The organism is Limnohabitans sp. 2KL-27 (assembly GCF_001269345.1).
GTDB lineage: Bacteria > Pseudomonadota > Gammaproteobacteria > Burkholderiales > Burkholderiaceae_C > Limnohabitans_A.
This window is the reverse complement of sequence record NZ_CXOP01000002.1, coordinates 195859-213003: the sequence shown is the minus strand read 5'-3', so window position 1 is coordinate 213003 and position 17145 is coordinate 195859. Positions and strand designations below refer to the sequence as shown.

Genomic DNA, 17145 nt, shown 5'->3' with positions numbered 1-17145 from the left:
TGACAGGGCCTTCGGATAAGCTTGAACAGTTCCCCCGAATGCTTTCCGCTAAGCCACCCATGACCCCCATCGCCATCATCGACTTCGAAACCACTGGCATCTCGCCCAACATGGGCGACCGCGCCACCGAGGTGGCCATCGTCATGCTCGAAGGCGGGCAGGTTGTAGACCGTTACCAGAGCCTGATGAACGCCGGGGTGCGGGTCAACAGTTTCATCACCCAGCTCACGGGCATCACCAACGAGATGGTGCAGGCCGCGCCCCCAGCCGAGCAGGTGATGCGCGAGGCGGCCCGCTTTGTGGGCGGGCGGCCCATGGTGGCGCACAACGCGGCCTTTGACAAAAAGTTCTGGCAGGCGGAGCTGGCCCGTTGCGGGCAAGACGGCTCGCAAGCCTTTGCCTGCACTTTGCTGCTGTCGCGCCGCCTGTACCCGCAAGCGCCCAACCACAAGCTGGGCACGCTGGCGGCGCTGCACCATTTGCCGTCGTCAGGCCGCGCCCACCGGGCCCTGGCCGATGCCGAGATGGCCGCGCATTTGCTGGCGCAGATGCAGCACGACCTGAAAACCCGCTACGGCTGCACCCAGGCCGACCACGCTTTGCTGATGGGCCTGCAACGCACCAGCCGCCAAAGGGTGGGCAGCTACTTGGCAGCTTGTCACGCAGGTAACTGAATTCGCGCTGGTGGGCATGACGGTTAGGGTTTTCCCTTTCGGGCGTGTGGGTGGCGGGTGACATACTGATTTGAGCAGCATCAACACGATGACTGCCAAAAAATCACCCACCTTATTCAGGAGACCCACAAGATGTTGAAGACAAACAAACGTGCATTGCTCAAGGCCGTCGGTGCTGCAGCCATGGTGGCTGGCCTTTCTGTTGCCCCAGCTTGGGCGCAGGCACCCCTCGTGCTCAAAATGGCACACGTCTACAACCCTGGGAACATCTGGTTTGAGACCGCTGAGGCTTATGCCAAAGCGGTCGAGGCACGCTCGGGTGGCAAGGTGAAGATCCAGATCGCAGCCAGCGGCTCGACCGGCGATTGGCCTGCCTCGATCGAGGGCCTGAAGATCGGCACCAACGACATCGTGCTGCAGTCCATCGGAACGCTGGACCGCTACAACCCGCTGCCCGGTCTGGAGGCGTACCCTTATTTGATCCGTGACCTCGATCACTTCAAGAAGGTTTACTTTGGCCCGGTGGGCGCCGAGTTCATTGAAGAGGTGGCCAAGAAGAGCTCGTTCCGGATCATTGGCGCAGGCTATCGCGGCGCACGTTGGCTGACGTCCAACAAGCCGGTCAAGAATGTCAACGACATCAAGGGTCTGAAGCTGCGCGTGCCGCCCCTGAAGATGTACCGAATGACCTGGGACATGCTGGGCGCGAGCCCCGTTCCGATGGGCGCCGCCGAGCTGTTCACTTCGATGCAGCAGGGCGTGGTGGACGGCCAAGAGAACCCGCTGGAGTTCATTGACAACTTCAAGTTCAACGAAGTCCAGAAATACGCGATCGACACCCGGCACATCATCGGCGCGATGACCTGGATCTATTCGGACGCCCGCTTCAAGCGCTTGCCCGCCGATGTGCAGACCCTGCTCAAGGAAGAGGGCGACAAGGTGATGCTCGAAGCCAGCGACAAGATGGCGAAATTGGAAAGCGGTTTGCGTGACAAGCTCTCCAAGTCGGGCATGCAGTTCAGCGACATTGACCGTGAGGCGATCCGCAGCCGACTCGGTGGCATCGCGAAAGAGTTCCCGGACCTGGCCCCTTGGGCCGCCAAGTTCGCGGCTGTCAAGTGATTGTGGCAGCCGGTGAGGCCGCTGGGGAGCGGCCTCCAAACGCTGCGATCGCTTGGGCGATGCGCATCGAGCGCGCCCTCGATGTGATCCTGGGCCTGATGCTGCTGACGGTCGCCTTGGTCCTTTTCTACCAAGTGTTCGGGCGCTACGTGATTGGCCGTGCGCCCGCTTGGACCGAGGAGGTCGCGCGGATGTTGGTCGCATGGATGGCCATGCTGGGCACCGGCGCGTGTTTGCGCAACGGCGGTCATATATCGGTGGGGGCGCTGGTCAATGCGGTGCCACCGCGCATCAGTGTGGTGTTGCTCGCTGTCCGGGATGTGCTGGTGATGGCCACCGCCGGCGTGATGGCTTGGGCCGGCGTGCGCTTTGCGCTGCTCAACGCCGACCAAGACTCGGCCGCGCTGGAAATTCCGATGTCGATCCCTTATTCGGCGATGGCTGTGGGCGCGGTGCTGATGGCGCTCGTGCTCACGCTGGCGCGACTGGGCGGTCAGACGCCAGCCGTCGATTCGATCATGCCCGTGGAGTGATACCCAGATGACGATGCTTGGTGTGCTGTTGCTGTCCTTGACAGTACTTTTGCTTTTGGCTGTGCCGGTTGCGTTTGCTTTGGTCCTGTCGGCGACGATCGCGGTGATTTTTGTCGGTGGCATTGATCTGATGATCGTTCCCCAGCAAATTTACCAGGGGCTGGACAGCTTTTTGCTGCTGGCCATTCCCTTGTTTTTGTTGGCTGGTGAACTCATGTCGCAAGGCGGCATGACCGACCGTTTGCTGGGTTTTTGCAATGCCGTGTTTGGTCGTTTTCGTGGCGGCTTGGCCATGACCAATGTGGCTTCGGCCACCTTGATGTCGGGGATTTCGGGCTCGGCCATTGCCGATACTTCGGCCTTGGGCAAGGTGTTGATTCCAGCCATGATCAAGGCCGGCTATGGACGCGGATTTTCTGCCGCACTGACGGCGGCGGCCAACGTGGTGGGGCCGATCATTCCGCCATCGATCACGTTTTTGATGATCAGCGTGCTGACCAACTTGTCACCGCTCAAGCTCTTTGTGGCCGCTGTGATTCCGGGCGTGCTGTACGCCAGCGCGATCATGTTGGTGGCGGTGGTGATCAGCCGACGCCGCGGCTACCCGGCGGCAGAGGCGGTGAATTTGCCCGGGATCTGGCGCGAATTCAAGCTGGCCTTTTGGGCATTGGCGATGCCGGTCTTTTTGATCGTGGGCATTCGCACGGGCATCTTCAACGTGACCGAGTCGTCTGCAGTGGCGGTGGTGTATGCGCTGGTGGTGGGATTTTTCATTCACCGCCAACTGAATTTGCGCAAGCTTTGGCTGGCGCTGGTGAGCTCGGCTCGCGGGACAGCGTCGATCATGATCATTTTGGGCGGTGCGCAGGTGGTGTCCTGGTTCTTGGCTTACGAGCAAGCCCCCCAGCGCATTGCCGAGTGGATGCTGGGCTCGATTGGCAGCCCGATGTTGTTTTTGTTGCTGGTCAATGTGCTGCTGCTCCTGGTGGGCACCTTCATGGAAAACGGCCCCTCTTTGGTGTTGTTGTGTCCGGTGTTGTACCCCGTGGCGGCCAAGTTCGGCATTGACCCCTACCATTTCTCGATGATCGTCGGCATCAATTTGCTGATCGGCTTGATCACGCCGCCGGTGGCCATCAGCCTGTCCATAGGTGCGCTGATTGCAGGGGCGCGTTCGGACGAGGTCAACCGGGAAGTGCTGCCATTCCTGGCCGCAGCCATCGGTGTCGTGCTGTTGATTACCTTTGTGCCTGCGGTGTCCTTGTGGTTGCCCTCGGTGATCGGTGGGCGCTAGAACAAGTCTCGCTGGCGGTCTGTTTTCCAAGGCGTTTGAACATGACTCGACGATTTGATGGCCGTGTGGCCGTGGTGTGCGGTGCTGGCTCGGTGGGGCCCGGTTGGGGCAATGGCAAAGCGGCGGCGGTGCAATATGCCCGAGACGGGGCCACGATTGCGGCCATCGACATCGATTTGGCGGCGGCGCAGGCGACGGTGGACTGGATCGTTGGCGAAGGCGGCACAGCGGTGGCCTGGCGCTGCGACGTGACGCAGAGCGATGAGGTGAACGCGGTGATGGCCGAGATCGTGGCGCATTTTGGGCAGATTGATGTGCTGCACAACAACGTGGGCTTGCCGGCCATGGGCACCATGGAGACGCTCAGCGAGGGGGAGTGGGACTACGCGATGGATGTGAACCTCAAGAGTGTCTTCTTGACCTGCCAGGCGGTGTTGCCTGTCATGGTGCGGCAAGGCAAGGGGGCGATTGTCAACATTTCATCGCTGGCGGCGATCCGCTACACCGGTTACCCCTACCCCGCTTATTACGCCAGCAAGGCGGCGGTGAACCACTTGACCGCATCCATGGCGCTTGAATATGCCCGCAAAGGCATCCGGGTCAACGCCATCATGCCCGGCATGATGGACACGCCCCACATCTACAAAGCCATTGCAGGCCAGTACGCCTCGCACGAAGAGATGGTGGAAAAGCGCAACGCCATGTGCCCGACTGGCCGCATGGGCACCGGTTGGGACATCGCCAAGGCCGCTGCCTTTTTGGCCTCTGACGAAGCCCAATACATCACCGGCCAATGCCTGGCTGTGGATGGTGGGTTTTCGATTCGGGTGTGAGCAGCGCGCTCGGTCACCCCAAAGCCAGCGGCAGCGCCGTCTTGTAGCGCACCTGCTTGAGCGCAAAGCTGGAGCGGATTTTTTCCACCCCCGGGATCGGTGAGAGCTGCTCCAAGATGAAGCGCTCCAGCGCCGCCATGTCGCGCACGGCCACGCGCAGCAGGTAGTCGCTGTCGCCGGTCATCAAATAGCACTCCATCACTTCGTCGTGCCGGGCGATGTGGGCTTCAAAGTCGGCCAGTGTTTCCTTGCTTTGGGTTTTGAGGCTGATCGAGATGAACACCGTCAGACCCAGCCCCAGCGCCGCCGCACTGGCCAGTGCCACATAGCGTTGGATCACGCCGCCCGACTCCAGCGCCTTCACGCGGGCCAGACACGGCGAGGGCGAGAGGCCAATGCGTTTGGCCAGCGTCACATTGGACAGCGAGCCGTCGCGCTGCAGCTCGTCCAGTATCTTCAAATCCACGTTGTCCAAAATCATGTGCTGAATTCCTGCTAATTTCGGCATATTGTGCTTTAAATCGAGGTGTGGGAGGCGAAAATACGCAGCACATGCGCCGCCTGCCTCTGTAAAGTCAAGCGCATGAACGCACCTTACGAACCCCTGTTGCACGCCCTCGACATCGACCCCGAGGAAACCGCCGAGTGGCGCGATGCTTTGCTTGCTCTCATCGGCACCCAGGGACCGGTACGTGCCCGCCAGATTCTGGACGAGCTGGCCCGTGTGGCCCGCCAGCAGCGCACCGGCTGGCAGCCCGAGCTGAACACGCCCTACATGAACACCATCGCCGTCGATGACCAGCCGGTGTTCCCCGGCGACCTGGCCACCGAAGAGCGGCTGGTGGCCATCATGCGCTGGAACGCCTTGGCCATGGTGGTGCGGGCCAACCAGGCTTATGGCGAGTTGGGCGGGCACATCGCCAGTTATGCCAGCGTGGCCGACTTGTTCGAGACCGGCTTTCACCACTTCTTTCATGCCCGCACCGAGCAGCACAAGGGCGACTTGGTGTTCTTTCAGCCACACAGCGCACCCGGCGTGTACGCCCGCGCGTTTTTGGAAGGCCGCCTGAGTGAGGCGGACCTGATGCACTACCGCCAGGAGATCACCGCACCGGACAGCGGCGCACGCGGTTTGTCGAGCTACCCGCACCCTTGGCTGATGCCTGATTTTTGGCAGTTCCCCACCGGCTCGATGGGTTTGGGGCCGATCAGCTCGATCTACCATGCCCGCTTCATGCGCTACCTGACGCACCGCCAGTTGCAAGACTGCAGCGCTCGCAAGGTGTGGGGCGTGTTTGGCGACGGCGAGATGGACGAGCCCGAGAGCATGAGCGCGCTCACGCTGGCCGCGCGCGAAAAACTCGACAACCTGGTGTGGGTGGTCAACTGCAATTTGCAGCGGCTCGATGGCCCGGTGCGCGGCAACGGCCGCATCATCGACGAGCTGGAAAAGTTGTTTGCGGGTGCGGGTTGGAACGTGATCAAACTGGTCTGGGGCAGCGATTGGGACGGCTTGATGGCGCGCGACACCACGGGTGCTTTGATGCGCGCTTTTGCCAACACGGTCGACGGCCAGATGCAGACCTTTGCCGCCAAGGACGGGCGCTATAACCGCGACAACTTCTTTGGCCAAAACGAAGAACTGGCGCGGCTGGTGCAGGGCATGACCGACGAGCAGATCGACCGGCTCAAGCGCGGTGGGCACGACATCGTGAAAATCCACGCGGCATATGCCGCTGCCGCAGCGCACCGCGGCCAGCCCACGGTGATTTTGGCGCACACCAAAAAAGGCTTTGGCATGGGCAGCGCAGGCCAAGGCAAGATGACCACGCACAGCCAAAAGAAGTTCGACGAGCAAGACCTGATCGAGTACCGCAACCGCTTTGACCTGCCGCTGAGCGACGAGCAAGCCAAGGGCTTGGCTTTCTACAAACCCGCTGACGACAGCGCCGAAATGCGCTACCTGCGCGAGCACCGCGCCCACTTGGGCGGCAGTTTGCCCAAGCGCGAGACGGTGTGTGACCGTTTGCCTGTACCTGCTTTGAGCACCTACGGACAGTTTGCGCTGCAGGCCGATGGCAAGGAGATGAGCACCACCATGGCCTTTGTGCGCATGTTGGGCAACCTGCTCAAAGACAGCACGCTGGGCCCGCGCATCGTGCCCATCGTGGCCGACGAGGCACGCACCTTCGGCATGGCCAACCTGTTCAAACAGGTGGGCATCTACAGCAGCGTGGGCCAGCGCTATGCGCCCGAAGACATCGGCTCGGTGTTGAGCTACCGCGAAGCCACCGACGGCCAGATTCTGGAAGAAGGCATCAGCGAAGCGGGCGCGATCGCCAGCTGGACGGCGGCGGCCACCAGCTACAGCGTGCACGGCTTGGCCATGCTGCCCTTCTACATTTATTACTCGATGTTTGGCTTCCAGCGTGTGGGGGACGCCATCTGGGCCGCGGCCGACCAGCGCGCCCGGGGCTTTTTGCTCGGCGCCACCTCAGGCCGCACCACCTTGGGCGGCGAGGGCCTGCAGCACCAGGACGGCAGCAGCCACCTGGTGGCGGCCACCATCCCCAACTGCAAGGCCTATGACCCGGCCTTTGCGGGCGAGCTGGCGGTGATTTTGGACGCGGGCATGCGCGAGATGGTCGAGCAGCAGGCCGATGTGTTTTATTACGTCACCCTGATGAACGAGAACTACGCGCAGCCCGATTTGCCAGCGGGCGTGGAGGCCGATGTGCTGCGCGGGGGCTACCGATTTGGGGTGTACGGACCGAGCGATGCCGCACAGCGCGTGACCTTGCTCGGCTCGGGTGCGATCTTGACCGAAGTGGTCAAGGCCGCGCAGCAACTGGCGGCGCAAGGCGTGGGGGTCGAGGTGCTGAGCATCACCAGCTGGAGCGAGCTGGCCCGCGACGGCATGGCGCAAGCCGAGAACGCGGGCCACTTGGCGCAATTGCTGGCCAGCACCCATGGCCCGGTGATCGCCGCTACCGACTATGTGCGCGCCGTGCCCGAGAGCGTGCGCGCCTTCGTCCCCCAGGGCCGCCGCTACAACACCCTGGGCACCGATGGCTTTGGCCGCAGCGACACCCGGGCGGCTTTGCGCCGCTTCTTCGCGGTGGACGCGGACAGCATCGTGCAGGCGGCGCGCCAATCGCTGGAGCGTTGAGGGTGCCGGGGCTTCAGCCCTGCACCACGCTGAAATAAGCCTGTCGCGTTTCTGCGCTCGCGGCCTCCAGCGCTTGTTCATAGCGAGTTTGGTGCTGCGCCACCATGCGGGCCGAAGCGATGGCTTTGGAGCGGCAAAACCAGTGGCAGCTGTGCTGCATCAAAAACATCTCGCCCATCATGCGAAAGGCCCGTGCCTTGGGGGAGAGGCCTTGCAGGTTGTTCACGGCCCGCTCGATGCCTTGTGCGTGCACTTCGAGCATGCGGCGCATGTCAAAGGTGGTTTTGGGCGAGAGCTGGTCGACGTAGGGCAGAGACACTTTGAAAGCCCGGGTCAGGGGTGCAGGCAGTTTGGCAAATCCCTGCGCCAGGCTTTGGAATTCGCTGGCCAGTTGTTGTTCGGCAGCCTCTTGCAGCTGCAGGACTTGTTGCTGGCGCTCGGCATCGCCCTCGCCCAGCGCCCGCATATAGGCCCCGGTGAGCTGCTCCATGTGCTTTTCGATTTGGTAGGGCCGCAATTGCTCGGCCAGCAGGGCGGTGCGTTTGCGCTGACTTTGGGTGTTGAGCCAGTGGATGCCCGTGGCCAATAAAAACAGCAGACTGAGAAATTCCATAGAGCGCGGGGATTGGGGCCGAATCGGCGTTGCGCCAAGTGTAGTGAGTTGGACTCGCGCAATGGGCAAAGGCCTTGCGCCGTGCATGGCACCGGGGCAGGTCGAGGCGTTCAGCGTGTTCTCTCTCACCCGGCCAATTGGAGAGCGGACTCTAAAGTACGGGTTTCCCCTTGCCTTGGGTGCTCCATGCTGTTCAAATTGCTGCATTGCAACAAAAACCCTTCAAGGAACACACCATGAACTTCAACGCTGAACAATTCACCGCCACCCAACAAGCCAACATGAACGTGGCCGCTGGCCTGTCGCAAACCGCTTTCGCCGGTTTTGAGCGCCTGGTTGAGCTGAACATGGCTGCTGGCAAAGCCGCTGTGGGCGAGACTTTCTCCAACATGCAAGCCCTGATGGGTGCCAAGTCGCCGCAAGACCTGATGGCCGTGCAAGCCGCTTTGGTGCAGCCCGCCTTCGAAAAGTCGGTGTCTTATGGCCGTCACTTGGCTGACATCGCCAACAGCACTGGCGCCGAGTTCACCAAAGCAGTCGAAAGCAAAATGGCCGAATCCGAAAAAGCCGTCAAAAGCTTGGTCGAAAACAGCCTGAAGAACGCACCTGCCGGCTCTGACGCCGCTGTGGCCGTGTTCAAAACCGCTTACGAAGCCAGCCAGACTGCTGCTGAAACCCTGAAAAAAGTGGCCAAGCAAGCTGCTGACACCGCCGAGTCGAACATCAAAGCCGCAACCGCCCAAGCCGAAGCTTCGGTCAAGGCCGCCATGTCCAAGGCCAAAGCCAAGGCTTAATCCTTGACTTCATGAGCGGGCTGCACAAGCCGGCTTTCTACAATCAGGGTGCCTCTGGGCACCCTTTTTGTTTTGGATTTCACCCATGTCATCACCCTTTGCGCAAGCTTCAGCCCCCGTTTTGCAGATCGAGGGCGGCGTGGCCACCCTCACCTTGAACCGCCCAGCCCAGCGCAATCGATTGGAAAACGGCGACCTCAAGGCCTTGTTGGCCCATTTTGAAACCGTCAACCGTGATCCCGATGTGCGGGCGCTGGTGCTGACGGCCAACACGGCGGGCCAACCCAAGCCGGTGTTTTGCGCGGGTTATGACATCGGTGGCTTTGACGAACCCGGCCATGGCGCCACTTTCTTTGAAGAAATCCCCGATGCCCTGGCCGCGCTGCGTCCCGTGACGATTTGCGCGCTCAACGGCAGTGTGTATGGCGGTGCGACCGATGTGGTGCTGGCCTGTGATTTGCGCATTGGCCTGCAGGGTATCGAGTGGCGCATGCCTGCCACGGCACTGGGTTTGCATTACTACCCGAGCGGGCTGCAGCGGTATGTGAGCCGCTTCGGTTTGGCTGCAGCCAAGCGTGCGTTTTTGACGGCACGCCCTTTCACGGCCAGTCAGCTGGAGGCGATGGGCCTGTTTGAGGCGATGGTGACGGCCGAGGAATGGGACGCCACGGTGCTGGCGCTGGTCCAAGACATTCTGGCTTTGGCGCCACTGGCGGTGCAAGAGACCAAAAAGTCGCTGCGCGAGATTGAAACCGGGCAGGCCGATGTGGCCCGTTTGCGCGAGCGTGAGCACATGACCAGCCGCAGCGCAGACTTTGCCGAAGGTCGCGCCGCCTTTGCCGAACGGCGCAAGCCAGTTTTTTTGGGGCGGTGACGGGCTATCAAGTTTCGGTGGTTCGAGCCGATACTTCTCTGTCATGCACTCCAATTCAATCCATGCACCCGCCATGCAGGCGTTAAATCTGTTGGCCCTTCTGTTGGGGTGGCTGGTTTTGAGCGCCCCTGTTCAGGCCGGGCAATACCAGCTGTTGGCCGAGCAGCCCAACACGGTGGTGGTGGCTGCACGGGTGCAAAACGCCGAACAAGTGTGCAACCTCGAAATCTCGATCCAAGGCCAAGCGACCCTGGAGCGGGAGGTCCGTGCCCCTGACTTTGAGGCCCGCATCGAGATCACGCCAGAAGTTGTCGAGTCGGTCTTGGTCAGCTGGCGTGGCAAATTCAAGCGCGCCCATGGCGAGGCGGTCAATGCTTGCCCCACGCAGGGCCGCACCCAATTCAGGGTGGTGGAAGACAATGCGGCGCTCAAGGCGTCGTGGCGCACTGCTTTGTCGGCCATGGACCCGGCCAAGGCGCAATGCGTGCGCACGGCCTTGCAGCTGGACCGGGTGCGTTATGAGTGGTTTGACACGATGGCCCAGGAAAGCAGCCCCGAAGACTCGAAAATCCAGCGCGCGCTGAACCGGTGCGATGAATTCGTGGCGCAGAAAAAAGCCTGGGGTGAACAAAATCCGCAAAGTTTTGCCTGCACCTTGCCCGGTGGCTTGAAGACCCGTTGTGAGGGCTTTTTCAGTGCCATGGACAAGGGCAAGGCCGTGCCCATCTCTGCAGAGGTCGCGATCCGGCGCCTGCTCGACGGCCAGCCCTGGGGCACTGGTGTGCGGGAAACCGCTGGGGCCAAAGCGGCACGCCAAAAGCAGGAGCAAGTCCGTCAGGCGCGGCTGCTGGCTGATGAAGAAGCCAAAGTCAAAGCCCAAGAAGAGGCCCGTTTGCGCGAGGAGCAGTTGGCGCAAGAAGCCAAAGTTGCGCAAGCCCGCGAGCGCAAGGAAAAGGCCGAGGCCGACCGCGCCAGACGCCTGCAGGAACTCGATCGTCTGGAACAAGAGCGCCTCGAAAAGCGCAGCTGGTTGCTCAAGCAGCTCGAAAAACTCAAAAGCGATCCCCAAGCCGAAGCCAAGTCTGAGGCCAAGTCAGAGGGTAAGTCAGAGGGTAAGTCTGAAGCCAAGCCAGAGGCCAAGGCCGGAGAACCCAAGCCCCAATAAGCCCCAGCCCTGTGGGAGCGAGCCCCTGTTAGCGCCTGTTGGCCGCAGCACGGCCTGCAGACCAAGCCGTGCCCATGGATGCGGCCATCACCATCGCGATCGCCAGACCTTGCAGCAAGGTCAGGCGCTCTGACAACACCAGCCACCCGGCCAGCGTTCCCACGGCGGGCTCCAGGCTGAGCAGGATGCTGAAGGTGTTTTTGGGCAGGTGGTTCAGCGCGAACATCTCCAGCGCATAAGGGATGGCGCTGGACAGCAGTGCAACGGCCAGCCCGGCCAGCAGCCACTGCGGGTTGAGCAAAGCGCTGCCGGCATGCGCCACGCCGATCGGGGCCACCACCAAAGCGGCAGCAAGCATGCCCATGGGCGTGGCCATGCCGCCGTAACGCAGGGCCACGCGCTGGCCGAACACGATGTAAAGCGCCCAGCAAATGCCGGCGGTGAAGGCGAAAAACATGCCCATTGGGTCCAGCGCTGTGACGGCATCGCTCCCCGGCAGAGGCAGCAGCAAAGCCAGGCCCACCACCGCCAGCGTCACCCACAGCCAGTCGCTCGCTTTTTTGGAGGTCCAGACCGCCACCGCCAACGGCCCGGTGAATTCGATGGCGATCGCCACACCAAAAGGAATGGTCTTGATGGCGCTGTAAAACAGCAGGTTCATCACGCCCAGCGTGACGCCATACAGGCCCAGCGGCAGCGCATCGCCCCAGACCCACTTTCTGCGCCAGGGCCTGAACACGGCCATCAACATCAGCGTTGCAAACACCAGTCGGTAAGCCGTGGTGCCCTCGGCCCCCAAGGCAGGAAACAGACTTTTGGCAAACGAGGTGCCCACCGCCAGTGACACCAGACTGCCCATCAAGGCCAGCATGGCCCACAAACGCAGGTTCAAACGGAACCTCTTTCGGTCGCGTCCAGCACGATCGGCTGGCCATGCGGCGTGCGCTCGGCGGCAGCGGCCCAGGCGTGTTCCAGATCGTGGATTTGTTCGGGTGTGCCCAGTTGGCGCTCGATCACCAGCTGCTCCAGGGCATTGAGCCAGTGGGTGTAGTACAAGCTGCCGTCGTCGGCTTCCCCCCGCGTTTGGCCCGCGCGGATTTCTCGGGTCAACGCAGCGGCCCACTGCGGCCATGTGAACACGCCTTTTTCGTGCAGCTGCAAGGTCATGGCAAAGGCGTGGGCCTGCCAGGGTTCTTCAAAAACAGCACCGTTGTTGGCTGTGGGGGGCATGGGAAAGCCGTCGCCACAGGCTTGGGCCAGGTCGTTCAGGCTGGGGGTCATGCGGGTACAGTTTCCAGTGCAGCCTCTAAATAAGACTCCCAGGCGTCCACGCTCACCTGGTGCCCGGCTTCGGCTTGCGGGCCCCACAGCTCGGTGCCGTCAAAGACGACGGTGTACAGGTGCTCGGCCGCGCCGTTAAAGGGCGGCAGCATGTGGTCCACATGCCGATCGGGCAGCACATGGCTGCCGTGGTGCAACACCACGGTGCCCACATGGCCGCGCACGTAACGGGGCAGCCGGGTGTGGCCTTGGGGGTTCAGGTTCAGGGCCCGCACGCGTTGCCCCACAGCAAAGCGCGGCGCTTGCGTGCTGGGCCGGTCGGCCGGACTGCCTTTGGCCAAGGCCGCGTCCACTTCGACCGCTTTCAGCACACGCACGCCTGCTACCGGTGGCGTGATGGGGTGGCCCTGTGCCAGCTCCTCGGCGGTGATGAGGCCGCGCTCGATCAGCAGGTTTTGCAGCGCTTGGGTCCAGATGGCGTAGTAAGGGCCTCGCACATAGTCCAGCGGGGGCAAAGATTCGCGGGCCGAGCGAGCCAAGTCGATGTTCCACAGGCCGCTGGCGCCCATGGCCACGGTCACGCCCAAGGCGCGACGCTCCCATTCGCCATGAAACAAAGGCTCGTTGGCTTCAATGCGAACCGGGCCGTAGCCTTGCAGGCCGCCCATGTCGTGCACGCCGTTCATGCGGTCACCTCTGGGCGCTCTTGGGGGTTCAGGGGCAAGCCCGTGCCGATCATGGCGTCGCGGGTGACCAGTGTGGCCAGCTGTTCTTCGGTCCAGCCTTCGGTGCCCGCAGGGCGCTCGGGCAGCACCAAGTAGCGCACTTCGGCGGTGGAGTCCCAGACGCGGATGTTTTGGCCCGGCGGCAACGAGACGCCGAAATCGGCCAGCACAGCTCGCGGCTCGATCACGGCGCGAGAGCGGTAAGCCGCGCTCTTGTACCAAACCGGGGGCAGGCCCAACACGGGCCAGGGGTAGCAGCTGCACAGGGTGCAGACCACCATGTTGTGTGTGTCCGCCGTGTTGGGCACGGCCACCATGTGTTCACCCTGGCGGCCCGAGTAGTCCATCGAGGCGATGGCGGCGGTGGCGTCTTGCAGCAGCCAGTCCCGGAAAGCCGGGTCGGCCCAGGCGCGGGCCACCACTTTGGCGCCGTTGTGCGGCCCGACATGGACTTCGTAGGTCTCGATGATGCGGTCCACGGCGGCGGGGTCGAGGTAGCCTTTTTGCGTCAGCAAGGTTTCCAGGGCCCGCACCCGCAGTTCCATCTCGCCCAGGCTGCTGTGCTCATGGTGGTCGTGGTCATGTTGGCTGTCAGCTGGCATGGGCGCTCCTCGAGGGTGGGTGGGTGGCCTTGCGGCTCAGGGTTTGTACCGGTGCTGTGAGGCCGGTTTTTGACACTGACCGTTGGGGAAAAAAGGCTTTCAGTGGGCATGATAGCGCCGCATACAATGGCGGCTTCGTTCGCGGGCCACCCGATGGGCTCCGATAAATCCCGAATTAGCTTTTTTCTGGAGTTCCCATGTTCATTTCTTCCGCTTTTGCCCAAACTGCTCCTGCCGCTGCCGCCGGAGGCGACATGCAGTCCACCTTGATGAGCATGCTGCCATTGCTGCTGATGTTTGTGGTCCTGTATTTCGTCATGATCCGTCCCCAGATGAAGAAGCAAAAAGAGCACCGCGCCATGATCGATGCGCTGGCCAAGGGCGACGAAGTCGTGACGGCCGGTGGTTTGCTGGGCAAAGTCAGCAAGATCGGTGACGCCTACATTGGTGTGGAACTGGCCACCGGCGTGGAAGTGCAATTGCAGCGCAGCGCCGTGGTGCAAGTCTTGCCCAAAGGCACCCTGAAGTAATTCACACGCGCTTTTTTCATGGGGCCCGGCATGGGCCAGCCCCGTTTTTTTGTCCTGCACGCGAGTCACTATGAACCGTTACCCGGTCTGGAAATACGCGATCATCGTGATCGCCATGTTGCTGGGTGTGGTCTACACCCTGCCCAACTTTTACGGCGAAGCGCCTGCTGTGCAGGTGTCTTCGGCCAAGGCCACCATCAAGGTAGACACCTCGACCTTGCAAAAGGTCGAAGACGCGCTCAAGGCCGCTGCCATCACGCCCCAAACCGTGGCGTTGGAAGGGACTTCGATCCGGTCACGTTTCCAGAGCACTGACGAGCAGCTGAAGGCCAAGGACGCCATTCAAAAAGCGCTGATTGTCGACGCGGCTGACCCGCAGTTCGTGGTGGCCTTGAACCTGGTGTCCCGTTCTCCTGCTTGGTTGACGGCCCTGCACGCCTCGCCCATGTACCTGGGTCTGGACTTGCGCGGCGGCGTGCACTTCATGCTGCAGGTGGACATGCAAGCGGCATTGACCCAAAAAGTCGAATCCATCACGGGCGACATGCGCAGCTTGCTGCGCGAAAAAGACGTGCGCCATGGCGGCATCAGCCGCAATGGCCAAAGCATTGAAATCCGCTTGCGCGATGCGCAGCAACTGCAAGCGGCCAAGCGTGTCTTGTCTGAGCAGTTTGCCGATTTGCAAACTCAAGAAGCGGCCGATGGCAGCGAATTCCGCCTGACGGCCAGCATCAAGCCCGAAGCGGCCCGCCGGGTACAAGAGCAGGCTTTGAAGCAAAACATCACCACGCTGCACAACCGGATCAACGAGCTGGGCGTGGCCGAGCCGGTGATCCAGCAGCAGGGTCTGGACCGCATCGTGGTGCAGCTGCCCGGCGTGCAGGACACGGCCAAGGCCAAAGACATTCTGGGCCGCACGGCCACCCTGGAAGTGCGCATGGTCGACGAGAGCACCGAAGCGCGTGCAGCCGAGCAAGCCGGCGGCATTGTGCCCTTTGGTGCAGAGCGTTACTTGGAGCGCGACGGCCGCCCCCTGATCGTCAAGAAACAAGTGGTTTTGACAGGCGACAACCTGACCGATGCCCAGCCTGGCTTTGACGGCCAGACGCAGGAACCCGTGGTCAATCTGACGCTGGACGCCAAAGGCGCCCGCATCTTCAAGGACGTGACGCGCGACAACGTGGGCAAGCGCATGGCCATCATCTTGTTCGAAAAAGGCAAGGGCGAAGTGGTCACGGCCCCTGTGATCCGTGCCGAGATCGGTGGCGGTCGGGTGCAGATTTCGGGCCGCATGACCACGGCCGAAGCCAACGACACTGCCTTGCTGCTGCGCGCCGGCTCGCTGGCCGCGCCGATGGAGATCATCGAAGAGCGCACGATTGGCCCGAGCCTGGGGGCCGAAAACATCGCCAAGGGCTTCAACAGCGTGACCTGGGGTTTCCTGGTGATCGTGGCCTTCATGGTCATCTATTACGCCGTGTTCGGTTTGTTCTCGGGCATTGCGCTGGGTGTGAACCTGTTGTTCTTGGTGGCCATTTTGTCGATGCTGCAAGCGACCTTGACCTTGCCGGGTATGGCCGCGATGGCGCTGGCTTTGGGCATGGCGATCGACTCGAACGTGCTGATCAACGAGCGCGTGCGTGAAGAGTTGCGCAACGGGGTGAGTCCGCAGGCGGCCATCCACGCCGGTTACGACCGCGCCTGGGCCACGATTTTTGACTCCAACATCACCACCTTGATCGCGGGCGTGGCCTTGCTGGCTTTTGGCTCCGGCCCGGTGCGTGGTTTTGCGGTGGTGCACTGCATCGGTATTTTGACCAGCATGTTCTCGGCGGTGTTCTTCTCGCGTGGCTTGGTCAACCTTTGGTACGGTGGCAAGAAGAAACTCAAATCGGTATCGATCGGCACCGTCTGGCGGCCCGAGGCTGGCACTGCGGTGAAAGCCGACTAAGGGGAAAAGACCATGGAATTGTTCAAAATCAAAAAAGACATCCCGTTCATGAAGAACGCGTTGGTCTTCAACGTGATCTCGTTCGTGACGTTTGCCTTGGCGGTCTTTTTCTTGTTCAGCCGTGGCCTGCACCTGTCGGTGGAGTTCACGGGCGGCACCTTGATGGAGGTGAGCTACAGCCAGCCTGCCGACCTGCAAAAGGTGCGCGGCACGGTGGCCACATTGGGCTTTTCCGAAGTGCAGGTGCAAAACTTTGGCTCGGCGCGTGACGTGATGATCCGACTGCCCGCGCAAAAAGGCGTGAGCTCGGCCCAGCAAAGCGAAAAGGTGTTGACAGCGCTGAAGGCCAACGACCCCGATGTGACCCTGCGCCGCACCGAGTTTGTGGGCCCGCAAGTGGGTGACGAGCTGGCCGAAGACGGTCTCAAAGCCTTGGCCTTCGTGGTGGTCGGCATCATGATTTATTTGGCGATCCGCTTTGAGTGGAAGTTTGCCGTCTCGGCCATCATCGCCAACTTGCACGACGTGATCATCATCCTGGGCTTTTTTGCCTTCTTCCAGTGGGAATTTTCATTGGCGGTGTTGGCGGCTGTGTTGGCGGTGCTGGGCTACTCGGTCAACGAGTCGGTGGTGATTTTTGACCGGATCCGCGAGAACTTCCGCCGCTACCGCAAGATGAACACGGTGGAGATCATCGACAACGCGATCACCTCGACCATCAGCCGCACCATCATCACCCACGGATCGACCCAGATCATGGTGTTGTCGATGTTGTTGTTCGGTGGCGAAACCCTGCACTACTTTGCCATGGCGCTGACGATTGGCATTTGCTTTGGCATTTATTCCTCGGTGTTTGTGGCCGCCGCCATTGCCATGTGGCTGGGATTGCAGCGCGAAGACCTGATCAAGCCGATCAAAAAAGACAACGACCCGAACGACGAGAACTCTGGCGCGGTGGTCTGAACATGTCAGGCCGGGCTGGGTT

General features: G+C 61.7%; 18 protein-coding genes. 12 read left to right on the top strand and 6 right to left on the bottom strand.

The features are described from left to right. The first annotated feature begins 59 nt into the window (after positions 1-59). The 5 genes from LHAB_RS03625 (at position 60) to LHAB_RS03605 (ending at position 4456) form a co-directional block, all read left to right on the top strand. Positions 60-674 (top strand): 3'-5' exonuclease, encoded by a 615-nt coding sequence (locus LHAB_RS03625; RefSeq protein WP_090044022.1) that lies wholly within the window; start codon positions 60-62, stop codon positions 672-674. A 132-nt stretch (positions 675-806) separates the two neighbouring features. After that, positions 807-1796 carry a TRAP transporter substrate-binding protein gene (locus tag LHAB_RS03620; protein ID WP_090044021.1) on the top strand — a complete coding sequence of 330 codons (990 nt, stop codon included), beginning with the start codon at positions 807-809 and terminating at the stop codon, positions 1794-1796. 59 nt (positions 1797-1855) lie between these two features. After that, entirely contained in the window at positions 1856-2329 is a 474-nt protein-coding gene (locus LHAB_RS03615; protein ID WP_090044020.1) for a TRAP transporter small permease, read from the top strand. A gap of 7 nt (positions 2330-2336) precedes the next feature. Beyond that, complete coding sequence (locus LHAB_RS03610; RefSeq protein ID WP_090044019.1) at positions 2337-3623, top strand: TRAP transporter large permease; 1287 nt, start codon at positions 2337-2339, stop codon at positions 3621-3623. Between the two features lie 41 nt (positions 3624-3664). Beyond that, on the top strand, positions 3665-4456 hold the full coding sequence (locus LHAB_RS03605) for an SDR family NAD(P)-dependent oxidoreductase (RefSeq protein WP_090044018.1): 792 nt from the start codon (positions 3665-3667) through the stop codon (positions 4454-4456). Positions 4457-4469: 13 nt separating this feature from the next. On the opposite strand, the gene LHAB_RS03600 is transcribed toward LHAB_RS03605, so the two are convergent. After that, positions 4470-4937 carry an Lrp/AsnC family transcriptional regulator gene (locus LHAB_RS03600; protein ID WP_090044017.1) on the bottom strand — a complete coding sequence of 156 codons (468 nt, stop codon included), beginning with the start codon at positions 4935-4937 and terminating at the stop codon, positions 4470-4472. 102 nt (positions 4938-5039) lie between these two features. On the opposite strand from LHAB_RS03600, the gene mdeB reads away from it, so the two are divergent. Further along, positions 5040-7625 (top strand): alpha-ketoglutarate dehydrogenase, encoded by a 2586-nt coding sequence (gene mdeB, locus LHAB_RS03595; protein ID WP_090044016.1) that lies wholly within the window; start codon positions 5040-5042, stop codon positions 7623-7625. A gap of 13 nt (positions 7626-7638) precedes the next feature. Here the strand turns inward: mdeB and LHAB_RS03590 are convergent, their stop codons facing one another. Continuing rightward, entirely contained in the window at positions 7639-8238 is a 600-nt protein-coding gene (locus tag LHAB_RS03590) for a hypothetical protein (protein ID WP_090044015.1), read from the bottom strand. A 236-nt stretch (positions 8239-8474) separates the two neighbouring features. Here LHAB_RS03590 and phaP point away from each other — a divergent pair, with 236 nt between their 5' ends. The 3 genes from phaP (at position 8475) to LHAB_RS03575 (ending at position 11071) form a co-directional block, all read left to right on the top strand. After that, entirely contained in the window at positions 8475-9032 is a 558-nt protein-coding gene (gene phaP, locus LHAB_RS03585) for a TIGR01841 family phasin (protein ID WP_090047619.1), read from the top strand. A gap of 85 nt (positions 9033-9117) precedes the next feature. Then, positions 9118-9906 carry an enoyl-CoA hydratase/isomerase family protein gene (locus LHAB_RS03580; protein ID WP_090044014.1) on the top strand — a complete coding sequence of 263 codons (789 nt, stop codon included), beginning with the start codon at positions 9118-9120 and terminating at the stop codon, positions 9904-9906. 43 nt (positions 9907-9949) lie between these two features. After that, entirely contained in the window at positions 9950-11071 is a 1122-nt protein-coding gene (locus tag LHAB_RS03575) for a hypothetical protein (RefSeq protein WP_194943078.1), read from the top strand. A 28-nt stretch (positions 11072-11099) separates the two neighbouring features. Here LHAB_RS03575 and LHAB_RS03570 read toward each other — a convergent pair whose 3' ends face one another. The 4 genes from LHAB_RS03570 to nthA are packed head-to-tail and all read right to left on the bottom strand — an operon-like array spanning position 11100 to position 13679. Next, the gene (locus tag LHAB_RS03570; RefSeq protein ID WP_090044012.1) at positions 11100-11942 is read right to left on the bottom strand and encodes an EamA family transporter; all 843 of its coding nucleotides are present in this window, start codon (positions 11940-11942) and stop codon (positions 11100-11102) included. 17 nt (positions 11943-11959) lie between these two features. Then, the gene (locus LHAB_RS03565; RefSeq protein WP_228763334.1) at positions 11960-12352 is read right to left on the bottom strand and encodes a nitrile hydratase accessory protein; all 393 of its coding nucleotides are present in this window, start codon (positions 12350-12352) and stop codon (positions 11960-11962) included. After that, positions 12349-13038 carry a nitrile hydratase subunit beta gene (gene nthB / locus LHAB_RS03560; RefSeq protein WP_090044011.1) on the bottom strand — a complete coding sequence of 230 codons (690 nt, stop codon included), beginning with the start codon at positions 13036-13038 and terminating at the stop codon, positions 12349-12351. Before nthB ends, LHAB_RS03565 begins: the two co-directional genes overlap by 4 nt. Beyond that, complete coding sequence (gene nthA / locus LHAB_RS03555; RefSeq protein ID WP_090044010.1) at positions 13035-13679, bottom strand: nitrile hydratase subunit alpha; 645 nt, start codon at positions 13677-13679, stop codon at positions 13035-13037. Before nthA ends, nthB begins: the two co-directional genes overlap by 4 nt. A 197-nt stretch (positions 13680-13876) precedes the next feature. On the opposite strand from nthA, the gene yajC reads away from it, so the two are divergent. The 3 genes from yajC (at position 13877) to secF (ending at position 17123) form a co-directional block, all read left to right on the top strand. Next, on the top strand, positions 13877-14209 hold the full coding sequence (gene yajC / locus LHAB_RS03550; RefSeq protein WP_090044009.1) for a preprotein translocase subunit YajC: 333 nt from the start codon (positions 13877-13879) through the stop codon (positions 14207-14209). Between the two features lie 70 nt (positions 14210-14279). Then, a complete protein-coding gene (secD, locus tag LHAB_RS03545; RefSeq protein WP_090044008.1) occupies positions 14280-16160 on the top strand; it encodes a protein translocase subunit SecD in 1881 nt (626 codons plus the stop codon). 12 nt (positions 16161-16172) lie between these two features. Then, entirely contained in the window at positions 16173-17123 is a 951-nt protein-coding gene (secF, locus tag LHAB_RS03540; protein ID WP_090044007.1) for a protein translocase subunit SecF, read from the top strand. Positions 17124-17145 lie beyond the last annotated feature (22 nt).